This is a genomic window from Peribacillus sp. NPDC096540, from assembly GCF_050278525.1.
Lineage (GTDB): Bacteria > Bacillota > Bacilli > Bacillales > DSM-1321 > Peribacillus.
On sequence record NZ_JBNNTG010000009.1, the window covers coordinates 133,553 to 153,504 of the forward strand.

General features: G+C 34.1%; 21 protein-coding genes and 2 pseudogenes. 7 read left to right on the top strand and 16 right to left on the bottom strand.

Going from position 1 to position 19,952, the window contains the following annotated elements; all coding sequences use genetic code 11:
- Positions 1 to 26: 26 nt before the first annotated feature.
- Positions 27 to 1,115, bottom strand: a complete 1,089-nt coding sequence (locus ACQKMR_RS10900) for a branched-chain amino acid aminotransferase (RefSeq protein ID WP_427697308.1) — start codon at positions 1,113 to 1,115, stop codon at positions 27 to 29.
- A 756-nt stretch (positions 1,116 to 1,871) separates the two neighbouring features.
- Between ACQKMR_RS10900 and ACQKMR_RS10905 the strand changes: the two genes are divergently transcribed.
- The 4 genes and pseudogenes from ACQKMR_RS10905 to ACQKMR_RS10920 all read left to right on the top strand — a co-directional run bounded on the left by ACQKMR_RS10905 (position 1,872) and on the right by ACQKMR_RS10920 (position 5,876).
- A complete protein-coding gene (locus ACQKMR_RS10905; RefSeq protein WP_427697309.1) occupies positions 1,872 to 3,140 on the top strand; it encodes an L-lactate MFS transporter in 1,269 nt (422 codons plus the stop codon).
- 602 nt (positions 3,141 to 3,742) lie between these two features.
- On the top strand, positions 3,743 to 4,555 hold the full coding sequence (locus tag ACQKMR_RS10910; protein ID WP_427697310.1) for a formate/nitrite transporter family protein: 813 nt from the start codon (positions 3,743 to 3,745) through the stop codon (positions 4,553 to 4,555).
- Positions 4,556 to 4,848: 293 nt separating this feature from the next.
- The gene (locus ACQKMR_RS10915) at positions 4,849 to 5,076 is read left to right on the top strand and encodes a hypothetical protein (RefSeq protein ID WP_427697311.1); all 228 of its coding nucleotides are present in this window, start codon (positions 4,849 to 4,851) and stop codon (positions 5,074 to 5,076) included.
- A gap of 174 nt (positions 5,077 to 5,250) precedes the next feature.
- A pseudogene (locus ACQKMR_RS10920) lies at positions 5,251 to 5,876 on the top strand (AI-2E family transporter).
- 160 nt (positions 5,877 to 6,036) lie between these two features.
- Here the strand turns inward: ACQKMR_RS10920 and ACQKMR_RS10925 are convergent.
- The gene (locus ACQKMR_RS10925) at positions 6,037 to 6,489 is read right to left on the bottom strand and encodes a YueI family protein (protein ID WP_427697312.1); all 453 of its coding nucleotides are present in this window, start codon (positions 6,487 to 6,489) and stop codon (positions 6,037 to 6,039) included.
- A 220-nt stretch (positions 6,490 to 6,709) separates the two neighbouring features.
- Here ACQKMR_RS10925 and ACQKMR_RS10930 point away from each other — a divergent pair, with 220 nt between their 5' ends.
- Positions 6,710 to 7,456 carry a L,D-transpeptidase family protein gene (locus ACQKMR_RS10930; RefSeq protein ID WP_427697313.1) on the top strand — a complete coding sequence of 249 codons (747 nt, stop codon included), beginning with the start codon at positions 6,710 to 6,712 and terminating at the stop codon, positions 7,454 to 7,456.
- Between the two features lie 412 nt (positions 7,457 to 7,868).
- Here the strand turns inward: ACQKMR_RS10930 and ACQKMR_RS10935 are convergent, their stop codons facing one another.
- The 13 genes from ACQKMR_RS10935 to ACQKMR_RS10995 all read right to left on the bottom strand — a co-directional run bounded on the left by ACQKMR_RS10935 (position 7,869) and on the right by ACQKMR_RS10995 (position 18,595).
- On the bottom strand, positions 7,869 to 7,991 hold the full coding sequence (locus ACQKMR_RS10935) for a hypothetical protein (protein ID WP_427697314.1): 123 nt from the start codon (positions 7,989 to 7,991) through the stop codon (positions 7,869 to 7,871).
- A 117-nt stretch (positions 7,992 to 8,108) separates the two neighbouring features.
- The gene (locus ACQKMR_RS10940; protein ID WP_427697315.1) at positions 8,109 to 8,534 is read right to left on the bottom strand and encodes a nucleoside 2-deoxyribosyltransferase; all 426 of its coding nucleotides are present in this window, start codon (positions 8,532 to 8,534) and stop codon (positions 8,109 to 8,111) included.
- 661 nt (positions 8,535 to 9,195) lie between these two features.
- The gene (locus tag ACQKMR_RS10945) at positions 9,196 to 9,516 is read right to left on the bottom strand and encodes a type II toxin-antitoxin system HicB family antitoxin (RefSeq protein WP_427697316.1); all 321 of its coding nucleotides are present in this window, start codon (positions 9,514 to 9,516) and stop codon (positions 9,196 to 9,198) included.
- A 112-nt stretch (positions 9,517 to 9,628) separates the two neighbouring features.
- Positions 9,629 to 9,910, bottom strand: a complete 282-nt coding sequence (locus ACQKMR_RS10950) for a DUF4190 domain-containing protein (protein WP_427697317.1) — start codon at positions 9,908 to 9,910, stop codon at positions 9,629 to 9,631.
- A gap of 174 nt (positions 9,911 to 10,084) precedes the next feature.
- Complete coding sequence (locus ACQKMR_RS10955; RefSeq protein WP_427697318.1) at positions 10,085 to 10,735, bottom strand: amino acid ABC transporter permease; 651 nt, start codon at positions 10,733 to 10,735, stop codon at positions 10,085 to 10,087.
- Positions 10,736 to 10,749: 14 nt separating this feature from the next.
- Positions 10,750 to 11,352, bottom strand: coding sequence for an amino acid ABC transporter permease (locus tag ACQKMR_RS10960; RefSeq protein ID WP_427697334.1), 603 nt, complete (start codon positions 11,350 to 11,352; stop codon positions 10,750 to 10,752).
- Positions 11,353 to 11,515: 163 nt separating this feature from the next.
- Positions 11,516 to 12,343: a transporter substrate-binding domain-containing protein gene (locus tag ACQKMR_RS10965; protein ID WP_427697319.1), complete on the bottom strand. Its 828-nt coding sequence runs from the start codon at positions 12,341 to 12,343 to the stop codon at positions 11,516 to 11,518.
- 22 nt (positions 12,344 to 12,365) lie between these two features.
- Positions 12,366 to 13,094, bottom strand: coding sequence for an amino acid ABC transporter ATP-binding protein (locus tag ACQKMR_RS10970; RefSeq protein ID WP_427697320.1), 729 nt, complete (start codon positions 13,092 to 13,094; stop codon positions 12,366 to 12,368).
- 495 nt (positions 13,095 to 13,589) lie between these two features.
- Positions 13,590 to 13,802: an IS3 family transposase gene (locus ACQKMR_RS10975; RefSeq protein ID WP_427697321.1), complete on the bottom strand. Its 213-nt coding sequence runs from the start codon at positions 13,800 to 13,802 to the stop codon at positions 13,590 to 13,592.
- Positions 13,803 to 13,967: 165 nt separating this feature from the next.
- Positions 13,968 to 14,225, bottom strand: a complete 258-nt coding sequence (locus tag ACQKMR_RS10980; protein WP_427697322.1) for an IS3 family transposase — start codon at positions 14,223 to 14,225, stop codon at positions 13,968 to 13,970.
- Positions 14,226 to 14,590: 365 nt separating this feature from the next.
- Entirely contained in the window at positions 14,591 to 15,001 is a 411-nt protein-coding gene (locus ACQKMR_RS10985) for a hypothetical protein (protein ID WP_427697323.1), read from the bottom strand.
- 496 nt (positions 15,002 to 15,497) lie between these two features.
- Positions 15,498 to 16,163, bottom strand: coding sequence for a DUF421 domain-containing protein (locus ACQKMR_RS10990; RefSeq protein ID WP_427697324.1), 666 nt, complete (start codon positions 16,161 to 16,163; stop codon positions 15,498 to 15,500).
- A 1,529-nt stretch (positions 16,164 to 17,692) separates the two neighbouring features.
- Complete coding sequence (locus ACQKMR_RS10995) at positions 17,693 to 18,595, bottom strand: AEC family transporter (protein ID WP_427697325.1); 903 nt, start codon at positions 18,593 to 18,595, stop codon at positions 17,693 to 17,695.
- Between the two features lie 258 nt (positions 18,596 to 18,853).
- Between ACQKMR_RS10995 and ACQKMR_RS11000 the strand changes: the two genes are divergently transcribed.
- Both ACQKMR_RS11000 and ACQKMR_RS11005 read left to right on the top strand, forming a co-directional pair.
- The gene (locus tag ACQKMR_RS11000) at positions 18,854 to 19,306 is read left to right on the top strand and encodes a nucleoside deaminase (RefSeq protein WP_427697335.1); all 453 of its coding nucleotides are present in this window, start codon (positions 18,854 to 18,856) and stop codon (positions 19,304 to 19,306) included.
- Positions 19,307 to 19,352: 46 nt separating this feature from the next.
- A complete protein-coding gene (locus ACQKMR_RS11005; protein WP_427697326.1) occupies positions 19,353 to 19,505 on the top strand; it encodes a hypothetical protein in 153 nt (50 codons plus the stop codon).
- Between the two features lie 281 nt (positions 19,506 to 19,786).
- On the opposite strand, the pseudogene ACQKMR_RS11010 reads toward ACQKMR_RS11005, so the two are convergent.
- A pseudogene (locus ACQKMR_RS11010) lies at positions 19,787 to 19,952 on the bottom strand (transposase); the annotation flags it as partial.

Sequence of the window (19,952 nt, forward strand, 5' to 3'; positions counted from 1 at the left end):
CATAGAAGGTTTTTTATTTTAAAATATTATTGTGTAACTTTTTCTTCTACTTTCATCGTCCAGTTTAATTCATCTTTAATAATGCCTGTTTGAACTCCAGTTAATGTATCATAAAGTTTTTTAGATATTTCGCCAGTCTCTCCGTTTTGAACAATCATTTCTTCACCGTTCCATAAAAATTCACCTATAGGAGAAATAACCGCAGCGGTACCAGTACCGAAAGCCTCTTCTAATTGACCTGATTTATAGGCTTCATACACTTCGTCCATGGAAATACGTCGTTCCGTTACTGGAAGATTCCAATGTCTTAACAATTCAATGATAGAATCGCGTGTTATTCCAGGAAGGATGCTACCATTTAAAGCTGGAGTAATGATTTCACCATTGATTTTGAAGAAAACATTCATGCTTCCTACTTCTTCAATATATTTTTTTTCTACTCCGTCTAGCCAAAGCACTTGAGAATATCCCAATTTTTCAGATTCCTCTTGAGCTTTAAGGCTTGATGCATAATTACCGCCTGTTTTAGCTTCTCCTGTACCACCATTTACGGCACGTGTAAAAGCTGATTCCACCGCTATTTTAACAGGGTGAATTCCCTCTTTATAATAAGAACCAACCGGTGACAAAATAATGATAAATTGATAGCGATCTGATGGAGAAACTCCGAGATAAGGTTCAGTAGCTATAATGAAAGGTCGAATATATAAGGACGTCCCTTCTGCTCGAGGAATCCATTCTTTATCAACGCTGATTAAGGTTTTTAAGGCCTTTAACGCGAAATCCACATCAACATCTGGTATACATAGGCGACTATTTGAATTATTTAAGCGTTCAAAATTCTTTTTCGGACGGAATAAAATAATTTCATCATCTGGTGATACATATGCTTTTAATCCTTCAAACACAGATTGACCATAGTGAAAAATCATCGCTGACGGCTCTAATGCGAGCGGTTGATAAGGAACAATTCTTGGATCATGCCACCCTTGCCCTTGTGTGTAATCCATAATAAACATATGATCGGTAAACTGCTTACCGAACTCAAGCTGGTCCGCTTGTGGTTTTTCTTTCTTTGTTGTACTAAGCGTGATTTGCATGTCATGTTCCTTCATTACCAAAACCCCTTGTTGAATATTTTTACAAGATTTCACTTCCATAAAATCTATCTTAACTTAGTTTACTCCTATTAGGAATCATAGTTCAAGCCCTTATGACTAAATTGTCGGAATTTTTTTAAAATAATTGAATTTTTTTTGATTACTTTACTTATGATTCCTAAAAAAAGTCTCTAATATTCCTTTTTTGTAAGAATAAAATTTTTATTATTTCTATTAAAATCCTTTAATTCTAATGGCTTGATTGGACTTCTGAAGATTCCTTTAGAAAGTCTTAGGTTAATTTTAACAAATAACGTTGAATTATGCCAATGTGCAACCTTTGCGTTTGCCATTGGAGATTACCATCTTCATTACATAAGACAGTCAATATTGAAGAAAAATCATTACCGATTCAAGATAGATAGAATGGAGCGAATTAAGGGTATTTGCCACATTCAAATTGCCAATCATAATTCAGATACATGGATTCGATATAACATTCTACTACTGCTAATAAATGTCTCTCACCTAAATTTGATTTCCTTTTACTAAGTGAGATTTATATTAAATAAAAATTCCCTTTAAGCCGATTCGGTTTTTTATAAGAATGTTATAGCGACATTTTTTTTATTAAAATTCAATTTAGTAGTTTACTACTAAATAATAATCTTATATACTTATCCCACGAGATAGATAAAACGCATGCAACTCATATTATTATAGATAAAACGCATGCAAATTCTCTTATTTTTCACGAAAAGGGGTTACAACATGACAAAAAACAGGTGGTTAATTGCTTTATCAGCTATTGCTATTCACCTTTCCATTGGTGGTGCATACGCATATAGCGTATACAAGAAACCTTTAGTTGAGACTATGGGGTGGTCAGAAACTGAAGTAACTTTAGCATTTACAATTATGATGGCGCTTGCAGGAACCTCTGCAGCTTTCTTTGGTAAATTTGTTGAAAAGAATGGTCCTAGAAAGTCAGCCTTAGTTGCTGCTGTATTATTCGGTTTAGGACAAGCCGGTTCTGGTTTGGCTGTCATGATCGATTCACTTCCACTTTACTTACTAACATATGGAGTCTTAAGTGGTCTTGGTATGGGTATTGGATATATTTCACCAGTATCTACTCTTGTCAAATGGTTCCCTGATAGAAGAGGACTAGCAACAGGAATGGCTGTACTCGGTTTTGGTGCTGGAGCTCTTATTACAGCCCCAGTTGCAGCAAGCCTTATGGAATCCGTTGGAATTTATTCTACTTATTATATTTTAGGAGCAGGCTATTTCATTCTTATGTTTTTAGGTGCTTCATATATTGCACCACCAAAAGCGAATTGGATTCCTGAAGGTATGAAAAAAGATATTGAGTCAGGAAAAAAAGAAATTAAGAAAGATCTAAGACAATTAACAGCAAAAGAAGCGGTTAAAACAAAACATTTCTGGATGCTTTGGTCGATGAAATTAATTAATACTAGTGCAGGGATTATGATGATTTCTGTGGCATCTCCAATGGCTCAAGACGTAGTTGGATTGTCTGTAGCTGGCGCAGCAACACTGGTTGGTATCATGGGAATCTTTAATGGTGGAGGCAGACTCGGTTGGGCAGCAGCCTCTGATTATATTGGCCGCCCAAATGTTTTCGTCATTTTCTTTATTATTCAAATCGGTGCGTTCCTTTTACTCCCAACTACTACAAATTCGTTATTGTTCCAAGGACTTATTTTGTTAGTTGTTAGTTGTTATGGTGGAGGTTTCTCAAATCTCCCTGCATTTGCTGGAGATTTATTTGGAACAAAAGAAATTGGTGCTATCCATGGTTATCTTTTAACAACATGGTCTCTTGGCGGAGTTTGTGGACCAATGCTGGTTACCGCAATTAGAGAAAGTACAAACAGTTATATTCCAGTGTTCTATGTTTTCGCTGGATTAATCGCAATTGCTTTCGTCATTTCCATCTGGCTGCGTTTAGATATCAAAAAAATGCAAAGAGAACAGAAACAAGGATTTTCTCATACATTAAGTAAAACATCTTAAACCAGACTAGTTTTACTGACTATTTAGATAGATATATCTATTAGATCAAGGCATTATCAAGGTAACTTCCTTATCGGGAATTTGCTGTGATAATGCCTATTTCATTTTAGATTTTACTCTTTATTATTTTTTCTTCAGACTTCATATTTTATAAAGATTGAAAACAATTACTGTATGGGTACTTACAGGGATTTTCCACAAGGAATTACATTTATTCCTTAAAGAGAAATAAGTAAAGTCATAGTCCTACCTTCCTTTTCATACATATTACTAGCTTTCCTACTCCCCCTCTCTCACAAACTCAAAAGAATTAAATCGTTTTGTTATTCTGAAAAGGAAGTTTATAATTCACAAAAATTCAGGCTTTATATTACTAGCATTTTCTTTTTGCATTATATATGAACCACCTTAAACTGTGAAAAATGCTTAGTTTTTTCTATAAAAATATCCTAAATTAATTATTTCGTTATAGTATATTTTTCAAACTATTGTATAATAATTGTTGGTAATCTTTGATTAGTAAGTATTCAAGGGCTTTTACTACTAAATAATAAGTAACAGATTCAAACATTTTTTTTGAAACATCAGCTAGGGGGAGTAAAATGAGTTATTATAACCCGCAACAAATGGCAAAAATTGCTATAAAGGCAGGAACAAAGAAAGCAACATTGCCACTACCTAGTTTAGTGATACTTGGTTTCCTAGGTGGGGCCTTTATCGCTCTAGGCTATTTATTCAACATAAAGGTCACAGCAGGCCTACCACATGAGTGGGGCACACTGAATAACTTAATAGGTGGTTTAGTATTCCCGTTAGGTTTAATACTAACTGTTATTGCCGGCGGAGAATTATTAACAGGAAATATGATGGCGGTATCGATGGCTGCGCTTGCTAAAAAAGTATCTGTTAAACAATTATCAATAAACTGGATCTTAATTGCGATAACTAATTTTGCAGGGGCCATTTTTGTCGCTTACTTTTTCGGCCATCTTCTTGGATTGACCGAATCTGACATCTTTTTGGATAAAACGATAGCTGCAGCAAAATCAAAGGTGGATGCCAGTTTTATCGAAGCATTTATTTCAGCTGTCGGCTGTAACTGGCTGGTAGCATTGGCTATTTGGATTACATACAGCGCTGAAGATACTACAGGAAAAATCATTGGATTGTTCTTGCCGATTGTTGCTTTCATTACACTTGGATTCCAGCATATTGTTGCCAATATGTTTGTTATTCCAGCAGGAATTTTCGTTGGTGCTGTTACTTGGGGTGAGTATTTTATGAACTTTATCCCAGTATTCCTTGGAAATGCTGTTGGTGGTGCAATTCTCGTAGGCGGTCTGTATTACGGAGCATATGCACGTCAGGACAAGAAAACTGTGGAAGAAATAAAGTATATAAAAAAATCATCCTAATTTTTTAAACAAGACCTTCATTTTCCAATGGAGGTTTTTTTCATATTAACTAAAGAATGAATTGGTATTTTAATTAGAATTTAGACATTGAGAAAACAAATATTCGTTCTGAAACAGTAATAAATTCAAAGGCAGTGTTAATATGAGATCTCTAAAGATAGGAACAACATCTCGCTCGAAAACAGTCTGTAATCGAACCATAGAATGTCAAGTTATACCTATTCCCCTTCTAATCATACCATCCTGTTGGTAATATTGTTTAACGTAGCAGATGAGATTTAGGGGGAATTGTCTTGTGGATAAACAAACCATTTTTTAAATATGCATGTACGATTATCTTAATAATTTTTATTATTTTTTTACTAGGCATGATTGATTATATTCTTCTACCGATTCAAAAAATCATTGCAGCAATGTTTTTCCCAATCATTGTGGCTGGACTTTTATACTATATATTACGACCAGTCGTCAACTTTTCAACTAAATTTATCCTAAAGACAGTCAGCATTTTTCCTTTTTAATTATATTTGGAATGATTGGGACAAGCAGCTACTTTGGAAGTCCTGTAGTCGTGGATCAATTCCAAAAATTATCTGAAAACCTTCCAAGCAAATGCAAGGAATTCTCTAAGGAATCTGAAGTCATGATAGAACAAAATGATTTTGGTATGGTAAATATACAAGGCTTGAAAGAAAATGTCATATGAAAAACTTACAGAAAGTGTTAATACCATATTCTCTGCGATTACAAGTGTTCTAACTGTACTGGTTATTACACCATTTATCTTATTTTATTACTACAAGGATGGAGATAAGCTAAGACCATTTTTATTAAAATATATTCCGACTGAAGTTGAACCAGAAGGAAACGCAATCTTAAAAGATGTGGAGAAAACCCTTTCAACTTATATTATTGGCCAATTCATCGTTTCAATCGTTATAGGGACTTTTATGTATGAGGGGTACCTTATTATTGAACTCGATTATGCACTCGTATTAGCCCTTTTCGCAATGATTTTTACCGTTGTACCCTTTCTAGGTCCATTAATCAGCATTATTCCCGCCCTTTTCATTGCCTTACAGCAAAATGTAGGGCTGGCTATAATAGTACTCATTGTCCTTACTGTCGTTCAATTGTTACCCCGAATATTATGGGGAAACGACTTTTTATTCACCCATTAATCATTATCTTATTGCTGCTTGCTGCCGGTTCAATATACGGATTCATTGGAATTCTTATAGCCATCCCTGCTTATTCTGTTTTTAAAACGATTATAGGAAACTTCAGAAAGTTTTATAGATTAAGGAAGATAACTACATAAATTAACAGATTTGCTATCTGATTAAATAAAAAGAGGCCTATTAATAAAGCAGATAGGCCTCCTTTAAGTTATTAGGGTTAATGAATATACCTTCATTAATCAATCATAAATTTCAAACAATCCTAAACGGAGTTTACTAAAAAAACGCTGATTGCATTTTTCAGCGTTTTTTGATAAATTTTCTAACCAACTGTTTGATAAATGCTTTAACACTGTTTTTCTTTTTAACTTGAGTGAATTGCTTTTTCCTCTCAATATAAATCTCTTCTCTATATATGGCATTTTTTTCTGCTAGTACTAGGCCTAATTCGGAGTTATGGTCTTTGTTGAGGACAATTTTGTAAGGAATATTATGTCGATTAGCCAATTTAATATATTTCCCTAGGTATTGATAGTCCATTTGACCATTTAAAAACAAATTTGACAGAGGAAATTGCTTCATCATTTCCTCAATCTCTGGATATACATTTAGTTCAAATACTTGAGGCTTTTTTAGGACGACAATAACGCGCTCTCGTAACGTGCCAAGGAATTCCCTTCGTTCACCAGGCTTTATTTCTTTTGGACCGTACATTCCTTGTTCAAGGTAGTCCTCTACTTTTAAGCGTGACAATCTTTTCCCACCTCCGGTTTCACTTCAATAATGTATGTATTATGACCACAAACAGTGCCCATCATTCTATTTAGTAATTTTGCAAAGATAAAATCCAGTTTGAGTAAATTCCTTCTTAAGTTTACCTTTCCTTTGAAAAAATGTCACACTAGCTTCGCTTCATGCATAGGATAGTATATGCGCGTTTATGCAGGCTACTTAAATAAGGGACGGGGAAAACATGAAAAAATTTATTGTATTTGTTTTAATGTTCTTTTTTTGTTTTGGTGGATATAGTAATTCTTCAGATGCAGCATCAAAACAGCTGATTATCATCAATAAGTCCAATAATCAGCTGGCCTATTATGAAAATAATAAATTAGTGAAAGTATTTATCGTAGCGACTGGAAAAAAATCCTCTTACACTCCTGAAGGAAAGTTTAAGGTAGTTACAAAGATTGTGAATCGCCCCTATTATAAAGGCAAAATTAGAGGAGGAGATCCTAAAAATCCTCTAGGCAATCGTTGGCTAGGGATTAATGCACGAAATACACCTGGGAATACGTATGCAATACATGGAAATAATGATTCAAATTCCATTGGAAAATATATAAGTGCCGGTTGTATCCGTATGTATAATGAAGATGTAAAGTGGTTATATAGTAAGGTTAAAAAGAACACAACAGTCATAATTACCAGTTCCAGTAAATCATTTGCTTCCATAGCAGCTACAAATGGATATAAGGTTAGCGGATTAGAGAGTGTCCCAGTGGGGAATACAATTTCAATTTTAAAGAAAGGAAGCAACGGACCACAAGTACATGAGCTTCAAAAAAGATTAACAACACTTGGATATAGTACAAAGGGGATAGATGGGGCATTTGGAAACAATACAGAAATAGCTGTAAAAAAATTCCAGAAGAATAACAAACTAACCCCTGATGGGATTGTAGGACCACAAACGAAGAAAGCGCTTGGAATTAAATAGTTGATCACTGATATCTTCTGTTATAGAAGATATCTTTTTTTGGGCTGAAATTTAGTCTAAAATGTAACAACAATTACATTCTTATACATTTCGGCACCTTTTTCCCACCTTCACTTGTAAAATTTATGTTATAATTTATACATAAACAGCTAATCATAACCGCATTGTCTATTATTACATACAAGGAGGGAATACAGATGTACGATGAACTACTCATAAATATACTTAAAGTAACTTTTGTTGTCGGAACTATATCAATGTTTGTGATTTTAGGATTCGTTAAGGGACGACATTTTTAATTTTTTTACCCACTTCTTAATATGAACTTCATTGCCTGATTACTTATACTTATTTTAGTAATCAGGTTAAATTCCCCTCGAAAAAAAAGCATATCCTCTAGGCATGCTTTACTTTACCAGTTATCCGTATTATCTAATAATTGATCAATGTCAAATGTATAGAGATGGAATGGAACTGACTCTTCGGCAATCTCTTCTGTAGCTAGCAACAATTGGTCGATATCTATAATAGCCAAAACAGTCTGCCTCCCTTTTAGTTTAAGTAACTTTTACCCTCATTTTTAATATATTAAACATTACGTTCAAAAGATATTTTATTTGAGGGTATCTTTACCTATTTCTACATTTGAGATTTATTTAAGGTGCAGTGAACTTGTTTTATCTACTCCTTGTGAAGAAAGCGTATGTATCAATTTAACAAGCTTATATAACGTTCCACTACAGATTGTTACCCCGGGAAGATTATGGAAAATCGATTTTTTATTAATGTGGTAATTGTCTTTCTCTGGGGAATATACAACAATTTTCTTATTTAAGGATAAAGCATATCCAAGCTCATAAAGATTTCCCTTACCTGCAGTAAGAAAAATCAGCATAAAATCTGCATCCTCAATTCCCTTTTTTTCGTACTCCCCTATACTATCTATAACTCCTCGATTATCGTCGTTCTCGTTTAAATTCCAGTCATTTACACATGTAAATCCCTTTGCATTCAATTTCTTTATCAACGATCTAACTTGCTTCAAATTTTTTTCGTCTGATGCTATATAATATTTCATTCATATACCTCCAAATCTTGAACTATTGATACTTTTTACCTAGGTTACCTATACTATACATATTCGTTATAGAGAACGCAATATCCTTTCAAAAAAAATATAATTTTTAATAAATTAGGATTATTTCTTTATTATTTGTTTTTCATATTTTATTTATTTGAGAAACAATAAAACCATCATTCCTCTATAGATAATGATGGTTTTGTATTCAATATAATATTTTTCAAGGAAAATCTCTTTCCCCTCTGAGCTCATACTATTACTCAATAATCGGATACCTTCTCCATTCCTTCAGGAATAAAGTCCTCATCTTAATCTCTTCATTTGCTATAATTGTTTTCCTGGTTTCGAGATCATAAAATGACAAAACAGTAAGCCTTTTTAGGCCCCGGTTGTTTTATTTTTGCAAATGCAAGACCCAATATCTTTGTAACGGTTTTTACATAACAATGCGCCAATTTCTATAAGGATATTTTTAGGAATATGAAGAATATACTATTAGAAGATCCAGAAATTGCAAATCGGCTATTACAAAAGCCGGTTAACCAAAATGGCAAATATTCTTTTCAGCTAGATACTACTGTTTTTACAACTTCTAAAAGACTCATAGATGTTATTATTATCAAACAAAAAACCTTGTCCTCTACCAGACAAGGTTTTTTTATTTCTCATATATGATATTTTCTATTTCAATGCGAAATGGAGCAGCCTCGCATATATTAATACCTCTATCTAGATTAACTTTTTCCATTTCACTGGCATCTGGGATTGTTTTATTGTCGTGAATAAAATGTTCGACCATAGATTCTAACAGCTCTTGAGCACAAGCTAAAGCTTCGACCCGATTTCTGCCGCTAACGGTTGAGATAAATCCTTTTCGCTTAAAATCCGGAAAACAAACTTGAACGGAAAATAAGTCTATTATTAACGGGTGTTTTTCGTAATAAAATACGGCTGGATACTCATAGATTTGAACAGTCAAATATTTCATCCCCTCTATGGATCTTTACGTTTTCATGTTAATTATAGCACAAAATTCCATTTAAATTAGTTTTATCTATTTTTCTTTATTTCTCAAGTTTAAAAATTGAAATTTAATAAGACATGCTGTCCATATTTACGGTGAAATAAAAAAACACAAGAAAAATAAAAATCAGGATCACATTAAGGATTATTCCGATGATACTACATACCTTACCAGCTGTCACTAAACCATGTCCAGATTCCCCCGATTGGGATATTTCTTTTTTACTCTTTGAAGCAAAAATCAAACCTAGAATACCTAATATAATTCCGATGAATGGAATTAGAATAGATAAAATCCCCATAATTAATGATACAATTGCTTTACTATTACTTTGTTTAATTTCAGACAATTACCCCACCTACTTTCTTTTTATACCTATATATACGGTTTTTGACAGTAAAAGATTCATTTATTCAGTAATTCATTATAACTACTTTAAGATACTATGCGAATTGAGTAGGTTAAATTCTGCATATAAAACATGAATGTTAAAAAATCCGACTCAAAAAATGAGTCGGATTTTTTAAGTTCGTTTCAATTCAAGTCTCTGTGCTACTATAGACAAACTATAATTAACGACGAAATACATGAAAGCAACGAGAATTAAAATCGGTATTAAAAACTTTTGACTTTGACCATAAATAATTTGGCCATGATGAGTTAGCTCCGGTAATGATATTACAACTGCTAAGGAGGTATCCTTTAATAAAGATATAAATTGACTGACAATAGGAGGTACCATGCGGCGCAAAGCCTGAGGCAGGATGATATGTATCAATGCCTGTATATAGCTCAAACCTGATGAACGCGCTGCTTCCATTTGGCCTTTATCAACGGATTTTAATCCACTTCGAATTACCTCAGAAAGCATGGCTGACTCAAAAATTGTCAAGGCAACGATAGCAGCCGGAATGATTTCTAATTTTATTCGTACCTCTGGTAAAGCAAAATACGTAAAAAATATAATTAATAGCAGTGGTAAATTACGTACTGTTTCCACAATCATTGCTAATATTTGTGATAACACTGGCACTTTTGCATACCGGATTATTCCCACAAGCCCACCAATAATGAAACTCAAAATAATAGATACAAAGGCCACCTGTATTGTTACCCAAAAACCTTCTAATAAAAATTTGATATTATCTGGTGTATAGGCACCTGCAAAATCCATGTCTTATACCTCCCTTAATTACTCTTAGCCAGACGTTTTTCTAAATAACCAACGCCAAGACTTAAAGGAATGGTAAGAATTAAGTAAAAAGCTGCGACGAAAATATAGACATCGAATACAACAAATGTCCTTGAAGAAATCAAATCACCATGGTACATAAGATCAAGCCCAGCAACCACGGCTAAAATGGAAGAATTTTTAACAAGATTGATAAATTGGTTTCCGAGCGGGGGAATAACTATTTTAACAGCCTGTGGCAGAATGACAAATCTCATTGCCTGCCCATAAGTCAGTCCTGATGAACGCGCTGCTTCCATTTGGCCCTTTGGTACAGAAAGTATTCCAGCTCGAATAGCTTCTGCTATAAAAGATGACGTATAAATGGTTAATGCTAAGGTTCCTGCGTATAATCCACTTAATTTAAGACCCAGAAAGAAGAAAAATGTAATAATTAATAACGGAATATTACGAATAATCTCGACATAGGCGGTTCCAAGCCAATTTAGTGGCTTTATGGGGGCTATCCGCATAATAGCAATAAGCACACCAAGAATCAAACTCGCTACCAACGCTATCAAACTCGAGATGATTGTATTTTTGAAGCCTACTAAATACATATCTAGATTCTCTGTTAAAATGGAGAAATCAGGCACGGCATACACTCCTCTAACTAATCAGGATGAGTAATTTGCTCATCCTGACAGATGACAATGTTTAAACTTCGGAATTATTACAAAAATCCAATTTAAGCTTTTTCACCTTTTATAAAAGGTAAATGTATTAATGTTTAATCCATTTATCATGGATTTCATCATACTTGCCTGAATCTTTAAGAGATTTAAGTGCCTTGTTCAATTCAGCAACAAAGTTTTCATTTCCCTTTTTAACAGCAATTCCATAAGGTTCGTCTGTAAATGTACCACCAACAAGCTCATAGTTCGGATCTTCATCTGCCATTCCATAAAGGATGGAATCATCTGTAGTTAAGGCGTCGCCTTGGCCAGACTTAAGAGCAGCAAATGCTTCAGAATAGTTTTCAAATTCCAGTACTTGTGCGTCAGGAGCTTTTTCACGGATATTTATGGCTGAAGTAGAACCTTTAACAGCCAATACCTTTTTACCTTTTAAACTATCAATACCCTTAATATCGCTTCCCTTTTTAACAAGTAAAGATTGTCCAGCATCAAAGTATACATCAGTGAAATCAACTTCTTTTTTACGATCATCTGTGATTGTCATAGTAGCTACAATCGCATCGATATCTCCATTATTCAATAATGCCATTCTTGTTTTCGAAGTTACTTCTTTGAAATCAACTTTCTTTTCGTCACCAAGAATCTCTGCTGCAAGTGCTTTAGCAATATCAATATCGAAGCCTTCTACATCACCTGTACTCGGGTTTTTCAAGCCGAATAACCGTGTATCATTTTTTACGCCGAAAACAATCTTATCATTATCCTTTACCTGTGTTAGAACGTCTTTATCTTTGTCTTTGCTTCCGCTTTCTTTACCATTATTGGACTCTTTGTCCCCGCCACAGCCAGCTAATAAAATTACAGCCAGTACTGATAGCAATGATAATTGCAACCACTTTTTTTTCTTCAACATGTTATTCACCCCTGTTTTTTATTTAATGATTTAATATACGGCTAAGAAATAATTGAGCCCTCTCTTCACGAGGATTTGCGTAAAACTCAGCCGGTATTGCCTCTTCTAAAACCTTGCCCTCGTCCATGAAAACGATTCGATCTGCGACTTCACGGGCAAATCCCATTTCGTGAGTTACTACGACCATCGTCATTCCTTCATGTGCAAGCGCCTTCATTACATCCAGTACCTCGCCAATCATTTCTGGATCTAAGGCTGAGGTTGGTTCATCAAACAACATGATTTCCGGTCCCATAGCCAAACCTCTGGCAATGGCTACCCGCTGCTGCTGTCCACCTGAAAGCTGCGAAGGAAAAGAATTTGCTTTATCTGCAATTCCCACCTTTTCCAAATACTTTTGCGCAATTTTTTTCGCTTCAGCATCTGTTTGTCCTAAAACCTTCTTAGGAGCAAGCATGATATTTTCTAGCACCGTTTTATGAGGATACAGATGAAAATGTTGAAAGACCATACCAATATTTCGGCGCAGCTTGTTTATATCTGTTTTTTTATCCGCTACATTCAAACCGTTAACCGAAAGAGAACCTTCTGATATCGTTTCTAAGCGATTAATACAACGAAGCAGTGTACTTTTTCCAGAGCCGGATGGACCAATGACAACGACTACTTCCCCTTTGTTAATTGTAAGATTAATATTTTTCAAAACATGAAAATCACCATAATACTTATTAACTTGATCAAAAACAATCATAATTAACCTCCCTAAGCCTGTAAGATATGTAAAAGTGATTAAAGTCTGAAAATTAATAATAATCAGAATTCTAAATATATAAAGTTGCAATCTGCTTGGTGAAACATCTTCTTTTTAATATCTATCTGAAATCATAGGTTAAAGCATCATCTTCAATTATTTCCCTTAAAACTAAGAAAATATATAAGACGATTTTTAAAGCTATTTTAAACTAGTAATTTAAATAACATTTTCTATAATTACATTTTTTATTATATCTAATATTTCTTAAAATTACCATATAAACTTAAAATTGTTAAAAACCTTATTGTATTTCATGATATTATTGCTATATTTCATAAATCTCACCTAATTAGGTCCATTTTCTCACTCACCATTTTCCTTCATAACCAAAAAAAGTATTTATTTCCCAAAACATAACAGAGTGGTACGAATATTTTCACGGAAGACAGCAATACGGACTTACCCCCGTCAAGTAGACAGCTTAAAAAAAGGCTAGGCAACCATCGAGATTCGATATTCAAACGGAGCTCGATGGTTAAGTCGTTTTTGGAACCGTTTGTAGTTATAATGATAGATGTATGTTTCAATCGCTTGAATTAGTTCTACTTCTGTTTGAAAATGATTGAGATAAAACATTTCGGATTTAAAATGAGAGAAGAATGATTCGACACAGATTTCCTTTGCGAGAGTGGCTGCTGATGGCACCTATCTTTTTGAAGCGTGCGATGATAAGCATGAGATGTTTATTGGAATCCTTGATCTGAGTGGATGATGGTTCCGTACACATCTCTTTTTTGTGTGGCTAAATCAAGTGTTTCTAGAACAAGTTGTAAATCATTGCGATGTGAGAGTTTCCAAGCAACGGTTTCATTATGTAAATGTCTTGGACCACCTATAAATAGAGAAAATTACCTTTGAATGGCAAGTAAGTGATGTCTGTAACAAGTACCTCATTTTATTGCGGTTTTGGAATTGTCGTTCTAATACATTTGGGAAAATTTTCAAGGGATTCCCTTTGAAAAAGCATCGCTTTTTACGAATGACCGATTGTATTTGAAACTCTCGCATAAGTCTATATACTTTTTTGTGGTTCACTAAAAAGCCATTCTCTCGTAAGGCAATTGTCATGCGAGGGTAGCCATATTCCTTGTGCTTTATGTTAATCGGTTGTATCCGTTCACGTTTTTTAAGCCCTTGTTACCGCTGCTTTTTCCCCTTGAGTCTAAATACCGCCAGTATCTTGATATTTTCGCACCCAATCCATTAACTGCGTTTTACTTTTAGGACCATATTTCTTCGCTATAGCAGATTGGCTACCCTTCATTATTTAAATAACTTTGGACAACCTGAATCTTGAATTCCTCTGAATAAGTTTGAAATTTATCTCCTTTTTTAGCCATAATAAAATCCCCTCCAAGTAATAGTGTAACATCCATGTTTTGGGCTTTTTACACTGTCTACTTTAAGGGGATAATATCAATACGCCGTCTTTTTTATTCCTTTATAGCATCTTCAAACGGTGCTAAAAATAGACCTTTTGGTGCCAACATATCCGTTTCCGATTCACGACTTTCCCCAGCCACAATATAATAACCTGCAGGAAAAAAATCAAAAAAATTACTTTCCTTATGTAGCTTAAGGAAATACTCGTATAGATCATCCATAAGTTGTTGATGTTCTTCTAACTTTATGATTTCACCACATTCATCAATTTCAAAATTTTCGTTAATCGCGTCTTGAAGTTCTTCATTATTTGAAGCGGCGATATAAAGATCCACATCTCCACATTCCATACAAAGTAGAAGTCTTTCTTCCCGCACCTCTTCATAGGAGTTTTGAACAATTTCTTTTAAGACGGAATCAATTTTGTCAGGATTAGCTAGTTGGATTTTGGTCTGAAACACAAAATCTCCTCCCCAGTTTTTAAAAAAATAATTGTATAGAAAATTATAAACTAGCCGCGTAGAAAATAAAAAAAGTAAGGCTCAACTTTAAGATTTTTTGATAAATTCCAAATGACAGCTTGCCCTTTTTCCTTTAGTTGAATCATTTCAAAGTCATTATAGCCATGATTCTTTATAATGGATCCTGCATCATTCCAAACTACTGTTATCTTACGCTATATTGTTATTACCGAAAACTGCCCCGTGTCCAGGACCCCCTTCGACTAACAACACTTTTACGAGTAGAAACAAGAAGCTATCAAAAACTGTTAGACAAAGAGTTTTCAACGACAGAAAAATAAAAAAGCCATACCCTCCTCAAGATAAAGAAGGGATGCTAGGACTAGGCTCCACTTGTTAAAGGGACTTTTTTCATTTTATCAAATTTAATTGACATATAGGATTTTATGAGTCTTGTGACGTTAAATTATCCTGAATGTCGCAAAATTATCACCTATCAATTCATCACATAAAAAACTCCATTCCTGCCAACGACTCCATATCGAACATCCTTAGCCGTTATTTTTCGATCTTCGCATTGTTTCATAACCCATTCTTTGTTGTAGACAGAGGTTAAATTTTTTGTAATAATTACACCATTAAATATGAGTTCAATGGGAATTTCTGAAGATAATAGATCTTTTTTATCTTTCTTCAATAATGGCTGGTATTCTTCTTTTTTTTGAATCGAAAGTTTACCGCTAACTTCGAGTATGGCTGTTTCAATTTGATCTATCTTAAAAACCCCTTGTTCCCTGATTTGCTGTTTTAAATCATCGATAGTATATTTAGCTTTTTTCATGTTGAACTCATTGATTTCCCCTTTTTCAATAATATTAAGAGGCTGTCCTGATAAGTATTTTCGAAAACCTCTTTGTTTGAAAGAAAAAAGAGAAGATAGGAAAAAGATAAAAATCAGTGTTAAAAAAGAAGCAAGTGTCGGAAAAAATTGAAGGTTTGTATCAAATCCCAAATTCGCAATATAGGAACCAATTGTTACGGATAAAGCAAAACTATAATAATTTAGTTGGGAATTCATGCGTTTACCAAATAAATATGTAAAAACAAGTAAGACTACATAGGAAATACCTGTACGAATAATTGGATGCATTAAGTCTTCCATGAAAAGCTCCTTTTAGTATGTTTCAAATTTCTTAATATTTAACTAATTTATCCCAATAAATACAACAAATCTAATTCAAACCCGTACACTTTTCGTGGTTTTACTCCTTCCAGATATAAAAAAATAGCCCTCTCTTTTTTATCCTATTCTCATTAAATTATCATAATTATAATCTTCATTTTTCAAAGCCTTGATGATTGATTTTAGCTGATTTGTCATAGACAGCTTACTTACTTTCTTTGTTTTTTTATTTGAGTTCTTCTGCTAATGCTATTTCTATCTACCTTTCCTTTACTATGTTCTGGCTAAGTAATACCGTTACAAATTATTGAGAAATTTACAAACTTAGGCCTTTTTCTTTTATTTCCCTTTAAATCAGCCCTCTTAGCTATTTTTCGTTCACTATTATTGACTGATATTTTCGTCTTTATTCACCATCTACTTATTTGCTTTTTGCAAAAAAATTGTGAAATATGAACAAGCATTTTCCATTCGGTAATCACTTCATCTTTATTAAGCGCTATTGTCTGATTTCTGCAGCTATGTTTGATCCGGTCTTTATCAGAATACTGCAGGTCTTCTCCTCATTGCGCTAATTGGCGTATCGTCATGAAAATGCGGATTACAAAGTTAAGAATATATTTCTAACAATCCCCCACCTATACGAAGAAGAAAAACGTATCATTGATTAACAAGATCAAAAATAGTCATTGAGCACCCTTTTCTGAAATCCTTTTATAGTAAAAAGTTAACATACCAAGCCGAAGAGATGGTTAACCTAATGCAAGCTTAAGACCAAAAAACTGTCCTCACCTATTTATCAAAATATTTTTTATAGTTCTTAATGTCGCATCGACAGGTAATTATTTATTAAGCTATTTTGGCTTAATCTCATCTACTTGGATGGATGCAATGTTTTTTGATCCACATATCGCTCATTACATATTAGTATATAAATTTTATCAGCAATTATCCTTATACACTTTTGCAAAGTAAAAAAACTTGTACAGATTATTATGTACAAGCTTTTCATACATCTTATTCATATCCAAGAGGTTTAATCAGTTTTATTTTTGAAGCATTTTTCACCGATAACAATTCCTATTGCCAGATTGCCAGAGAAAAAGCACATCACCAAGAACAACCTGCCATCAATAAGAGATGAAAGTATAATACACGTATACTTAGCGAATAATTGCTTGAAGACCACTCTGAATTTGCTATTTTTTCAACAGCCATTAATACTTCACTAGTGATTAAAACCGATATAATTGGTGACAAAACCCCTTTAATGATCATCGTATTTTTAAGGTTTGTTTTTAATCCTTTCAAATTGTTCTGAAAAAGCGGTAATCACCAAAATAAGGATGAACATTTCACCTGCACCAAGTTAACAGACTCATTTCTTTGTTCCAAATAACACTTCTTTCGCTTGATATATCTTACATATCATTGTTAGTACATAAGATCTTAAGTTTCATAATGGCCTAAAATTTTCTATATTATTTTCATAATATTAAAATGTTAATCTATAATACAAAGAAAAAGACGATAGGAAGTGTAATCAAACTTAATGATGTACTTATGAACGTGGCACTTGATACAAATTCAGGCTCCGTATTAAATTGGAGCGCGTACATCGTGGTGTTGGCAGCCGTCGGCATAGCAGCTACGATAATCATAATATGCCTGACCATATCATCCACCGGCAAAGCAAGTGATAATAGGAAAGCAATGGCTGGAGAAATAGCAAGCTTTACCAGCAACGAAATAGAGAGCTTTTGTAACGCAATTTTTTTTAATGAGATGTTGGCAAGCTGCATTCCAAGTGTAATCATAATTGTCGGAATTGCCGCATTTGCAACAAGGTTGACGGCTTCCATAACTGAATTGCTTAAAGGAATGTTCACAAACTTAAAAATCGCACCTGCAATTGCTCCGTACACAATCGGCATCCTACACACGGCTTTAAGTGCAGAATGTACTCCATTACCTTCCGGACTTCCCTTTGCCGCAAAATATATACCTATTGTACACATGACTAACTGCTGTCCTACCATTAAAATGATGGCATAATCAAGTCCTGCTGCTCCAAAAAGAAGGAAAATGACTGGTGTTCCGTAATTCCCATTATTCATAAATGCGGAGGCTAAGATCATCCCACTCGTTTCTGTAACTGTATAATTACGAAAAAACGAAATGATATAAACAACTAAGATAAGAGAAAGACAGAGTACAATCGTGAATAAAAACAGATAAAAATAATTAACATTAAATTCCGCTGTATAAAACGTACGAAACACAAGTAAAGGAGACATTAAATATAACGCTACAGTCGAAATGGATTTTGTATCAAGTTGAAACTTTTTCTGACCTACGAAACCTAAAACAAAAATACCGAATATCGGTAAAAGAACTCCTAAAAACCCCATACATTTCACCTTCATGATCTTAATGATTTTCTTCTAACAATATCAGTTTTAAAATAATTTGAAAATACTTCTAAACAATTTAAAAATTATCGACCTTATGTAACACAAAATTATTTTTCATCATTTTCTGAAAATATTATTCAAATTTCACCCATATATGGTGCATTATTTATTATATTTACGTCATAAAATATCACACAGAGGTTTTGCTGTTTATCAAAAATATTTTAAGGGGTGTTTCTATTGGATGTTAAATTCATGGAGATGGCAGTTCAACTTGCATATGAAAATGTATTGGCAAAGAACGGAGGACCTTTTGGGGCTATTATTGTAAAAGATGGCGCCGTCGTAGGGAGAGGATGTAATAATGTGACAACAGCCAATGATCCGACCGCGCATGCTGAAGTACAAGCGATTCGTGATGCTTGCAGAAATCTGAACAGTTTCCAGCTTACTGATTGTGAAATATACACAAGCTGCGAACCTTGTCCAATGTGTATCGGTGCTCTTTATTGGGCCCGTCCAAAAGTGATTTATTACGCTTGTACGAAAGAAGATGCTGCCTGTATCGGCTTTGATGATCATTTTATATACCAAGAACTCGCGGTACCAATGGAGAGCCGTTCTATTAAAATGCAGCAAATGTCTTTTAATAACCATGATTTACCGTTTCGTACATGGGAGACTTATTCGGGAAAAGTGAAATATTAATCGGAAAAGATTTTTTTGAAAAAGAGTGTATGATAGTGGATAAAGTTTGCTTCAAAGGAGAATCGACGTTGCGTCAGAAAGAAAACCTGCTGATTGCGTCATTAAAAATGGTCGGATTATTGATGTATTTAATGGCGACATCGCAATCGTGGATGGTTTTTTTGCCGTATTGGAAGTTAGAGGGCATATCAGAAATTGACGCCACTGGAAAATATGTTTCCCCCACCTTTTCGCACTTCCTGTTATCCCAGAAATTAAACTGACGGACCAAGGCTTATTTTCGGTCTCCTCTTTTATGCACATCTCTATCGAAGCATTTTTACCAGTCAATAGAATGGAAAATACTTCTTAATCCCCTACAAGGGGGATTTCAGTTTGTAGACAAAAGGGGTTCGGAATTAAAACATTTCGAACCCCTTTTGAAATTTCCTTTGAACTTTGCTCAATATTAAGGAATTAGGTCTCTACGAGCCCACTATGTTAGGCTATTTTTGGACCTTGCCATGTCCAATTGGCCATCTTCTTTAAATTCATGGCAGCGAAAGTGAGCACATCGCCTGCATCGACAATTTTTTAAGTCCCCTTAAAGTAGTCCAACGCATGCCATGCTTTTCTTTTGCATCTGCGAAAACACGCTCAATCATTT

What these genes read in the sequence shown, in the direction of transcription:
- ACQKMR_RS10900 (WP_427697308.1), bottom strand. Translation starts at nt 1,115, where the DNA reads ATGAAGGAACATGACATGCAAATCACGCTTAGTACAACAAAGAAAGAA.
- ACQKMR_RS10905 (WP_427697309.1), top strand. Translation starts at nt 1,872, where the DNA reads ATGACAAAAAACAGGTGGTTAATTGCTTTATCAGCTATTGCTATTCAC.
- ACQKMR_RS10910 (WP_427697310.1), top strand. Translation starts at nt 3,743, where the DNA reads ATGAGTTATTATAACCCGCAACAAATGGCAAAAATTGCTATAAAGGCA.
- ACQKMR_RS10930 (WP_427697313.1), top strand. Translation starts at nt 6,710, where the DNA reads ATGAAAAAATTTATTGTATTTGTTTTAATGTTCTTTTTTTGTTTTGGT.
- ACQKMR_RS10940 (WP_427697315.1), bottom strand. Translation starts at nt 8,534, where the DNA reads ATGAAATATTATATAGCATCAGACGAAAAAAATTTGAAGCAAGTTAGA.
- ACQKMR_RS10955 (WP_427697318.1), bottom strand. Translation starts at nt 10,735, where the DNA reads ATGGATTTTGCAGGTGCCTATACACCAGATAATATCAAATTTTTATTA.
- ACQKMR_RS10960 (WP_427697334.1), bottom strand. Translation starts at nt 11,352, where the DNA reads ATGTATTTAGTAGGCTTCAAAAATACAATCATCTCGAGTTTGATAGCG.
- ACQKMR_RS10965 (WP_427697319.1), bottom strand. Translation starts at nt 12,343, where the DNA reads ATGTTGAAGAAAAAAAAGTGGTTGCAATTATCATTGCTATCAGTACTG.
- ACQKMR_RS10970 (WP_427697320.1), bottom strand. Translation starts at nt 13,094, where the DNA reads ATGATTGTTTTTGATCAAGTTAATAAGTATTATGGTGATTTTCATGTT.
- ACQKMR_RS10980 (WP_427697322.1), bottom strand. Translation starts at nt 14,225, where the DNA reads ATGACAATTGCCTTACGAGAGAATGGCTTTTTAGTGAACCACAAAAAA.
- ACQKMR_RS10990 (WP_427697324.1), bottom strand. Translation starts at nt 16,163, where the DNA reads ATGGAAGACTTAATGCATCCAATTATTCGTACAGGTATTTCCTATGTA.
- ACQKMR_RS10995 (WP_427697325.1), bottom strand. Translation starts at nt 18,595, where the DNA reads ATGGGGTTTTTAGGAGTTCTTTTACCGATATTCGGTATTTTTGTTTTA.
- ACQKMR_RS11000 (WP_427697335.1), top strand. Translation starts at nt 18,854, where the DNA reads ATGGAGATGGCAGTTCAACTTGCATATGAAAATGTATTGGCAAAGAAC.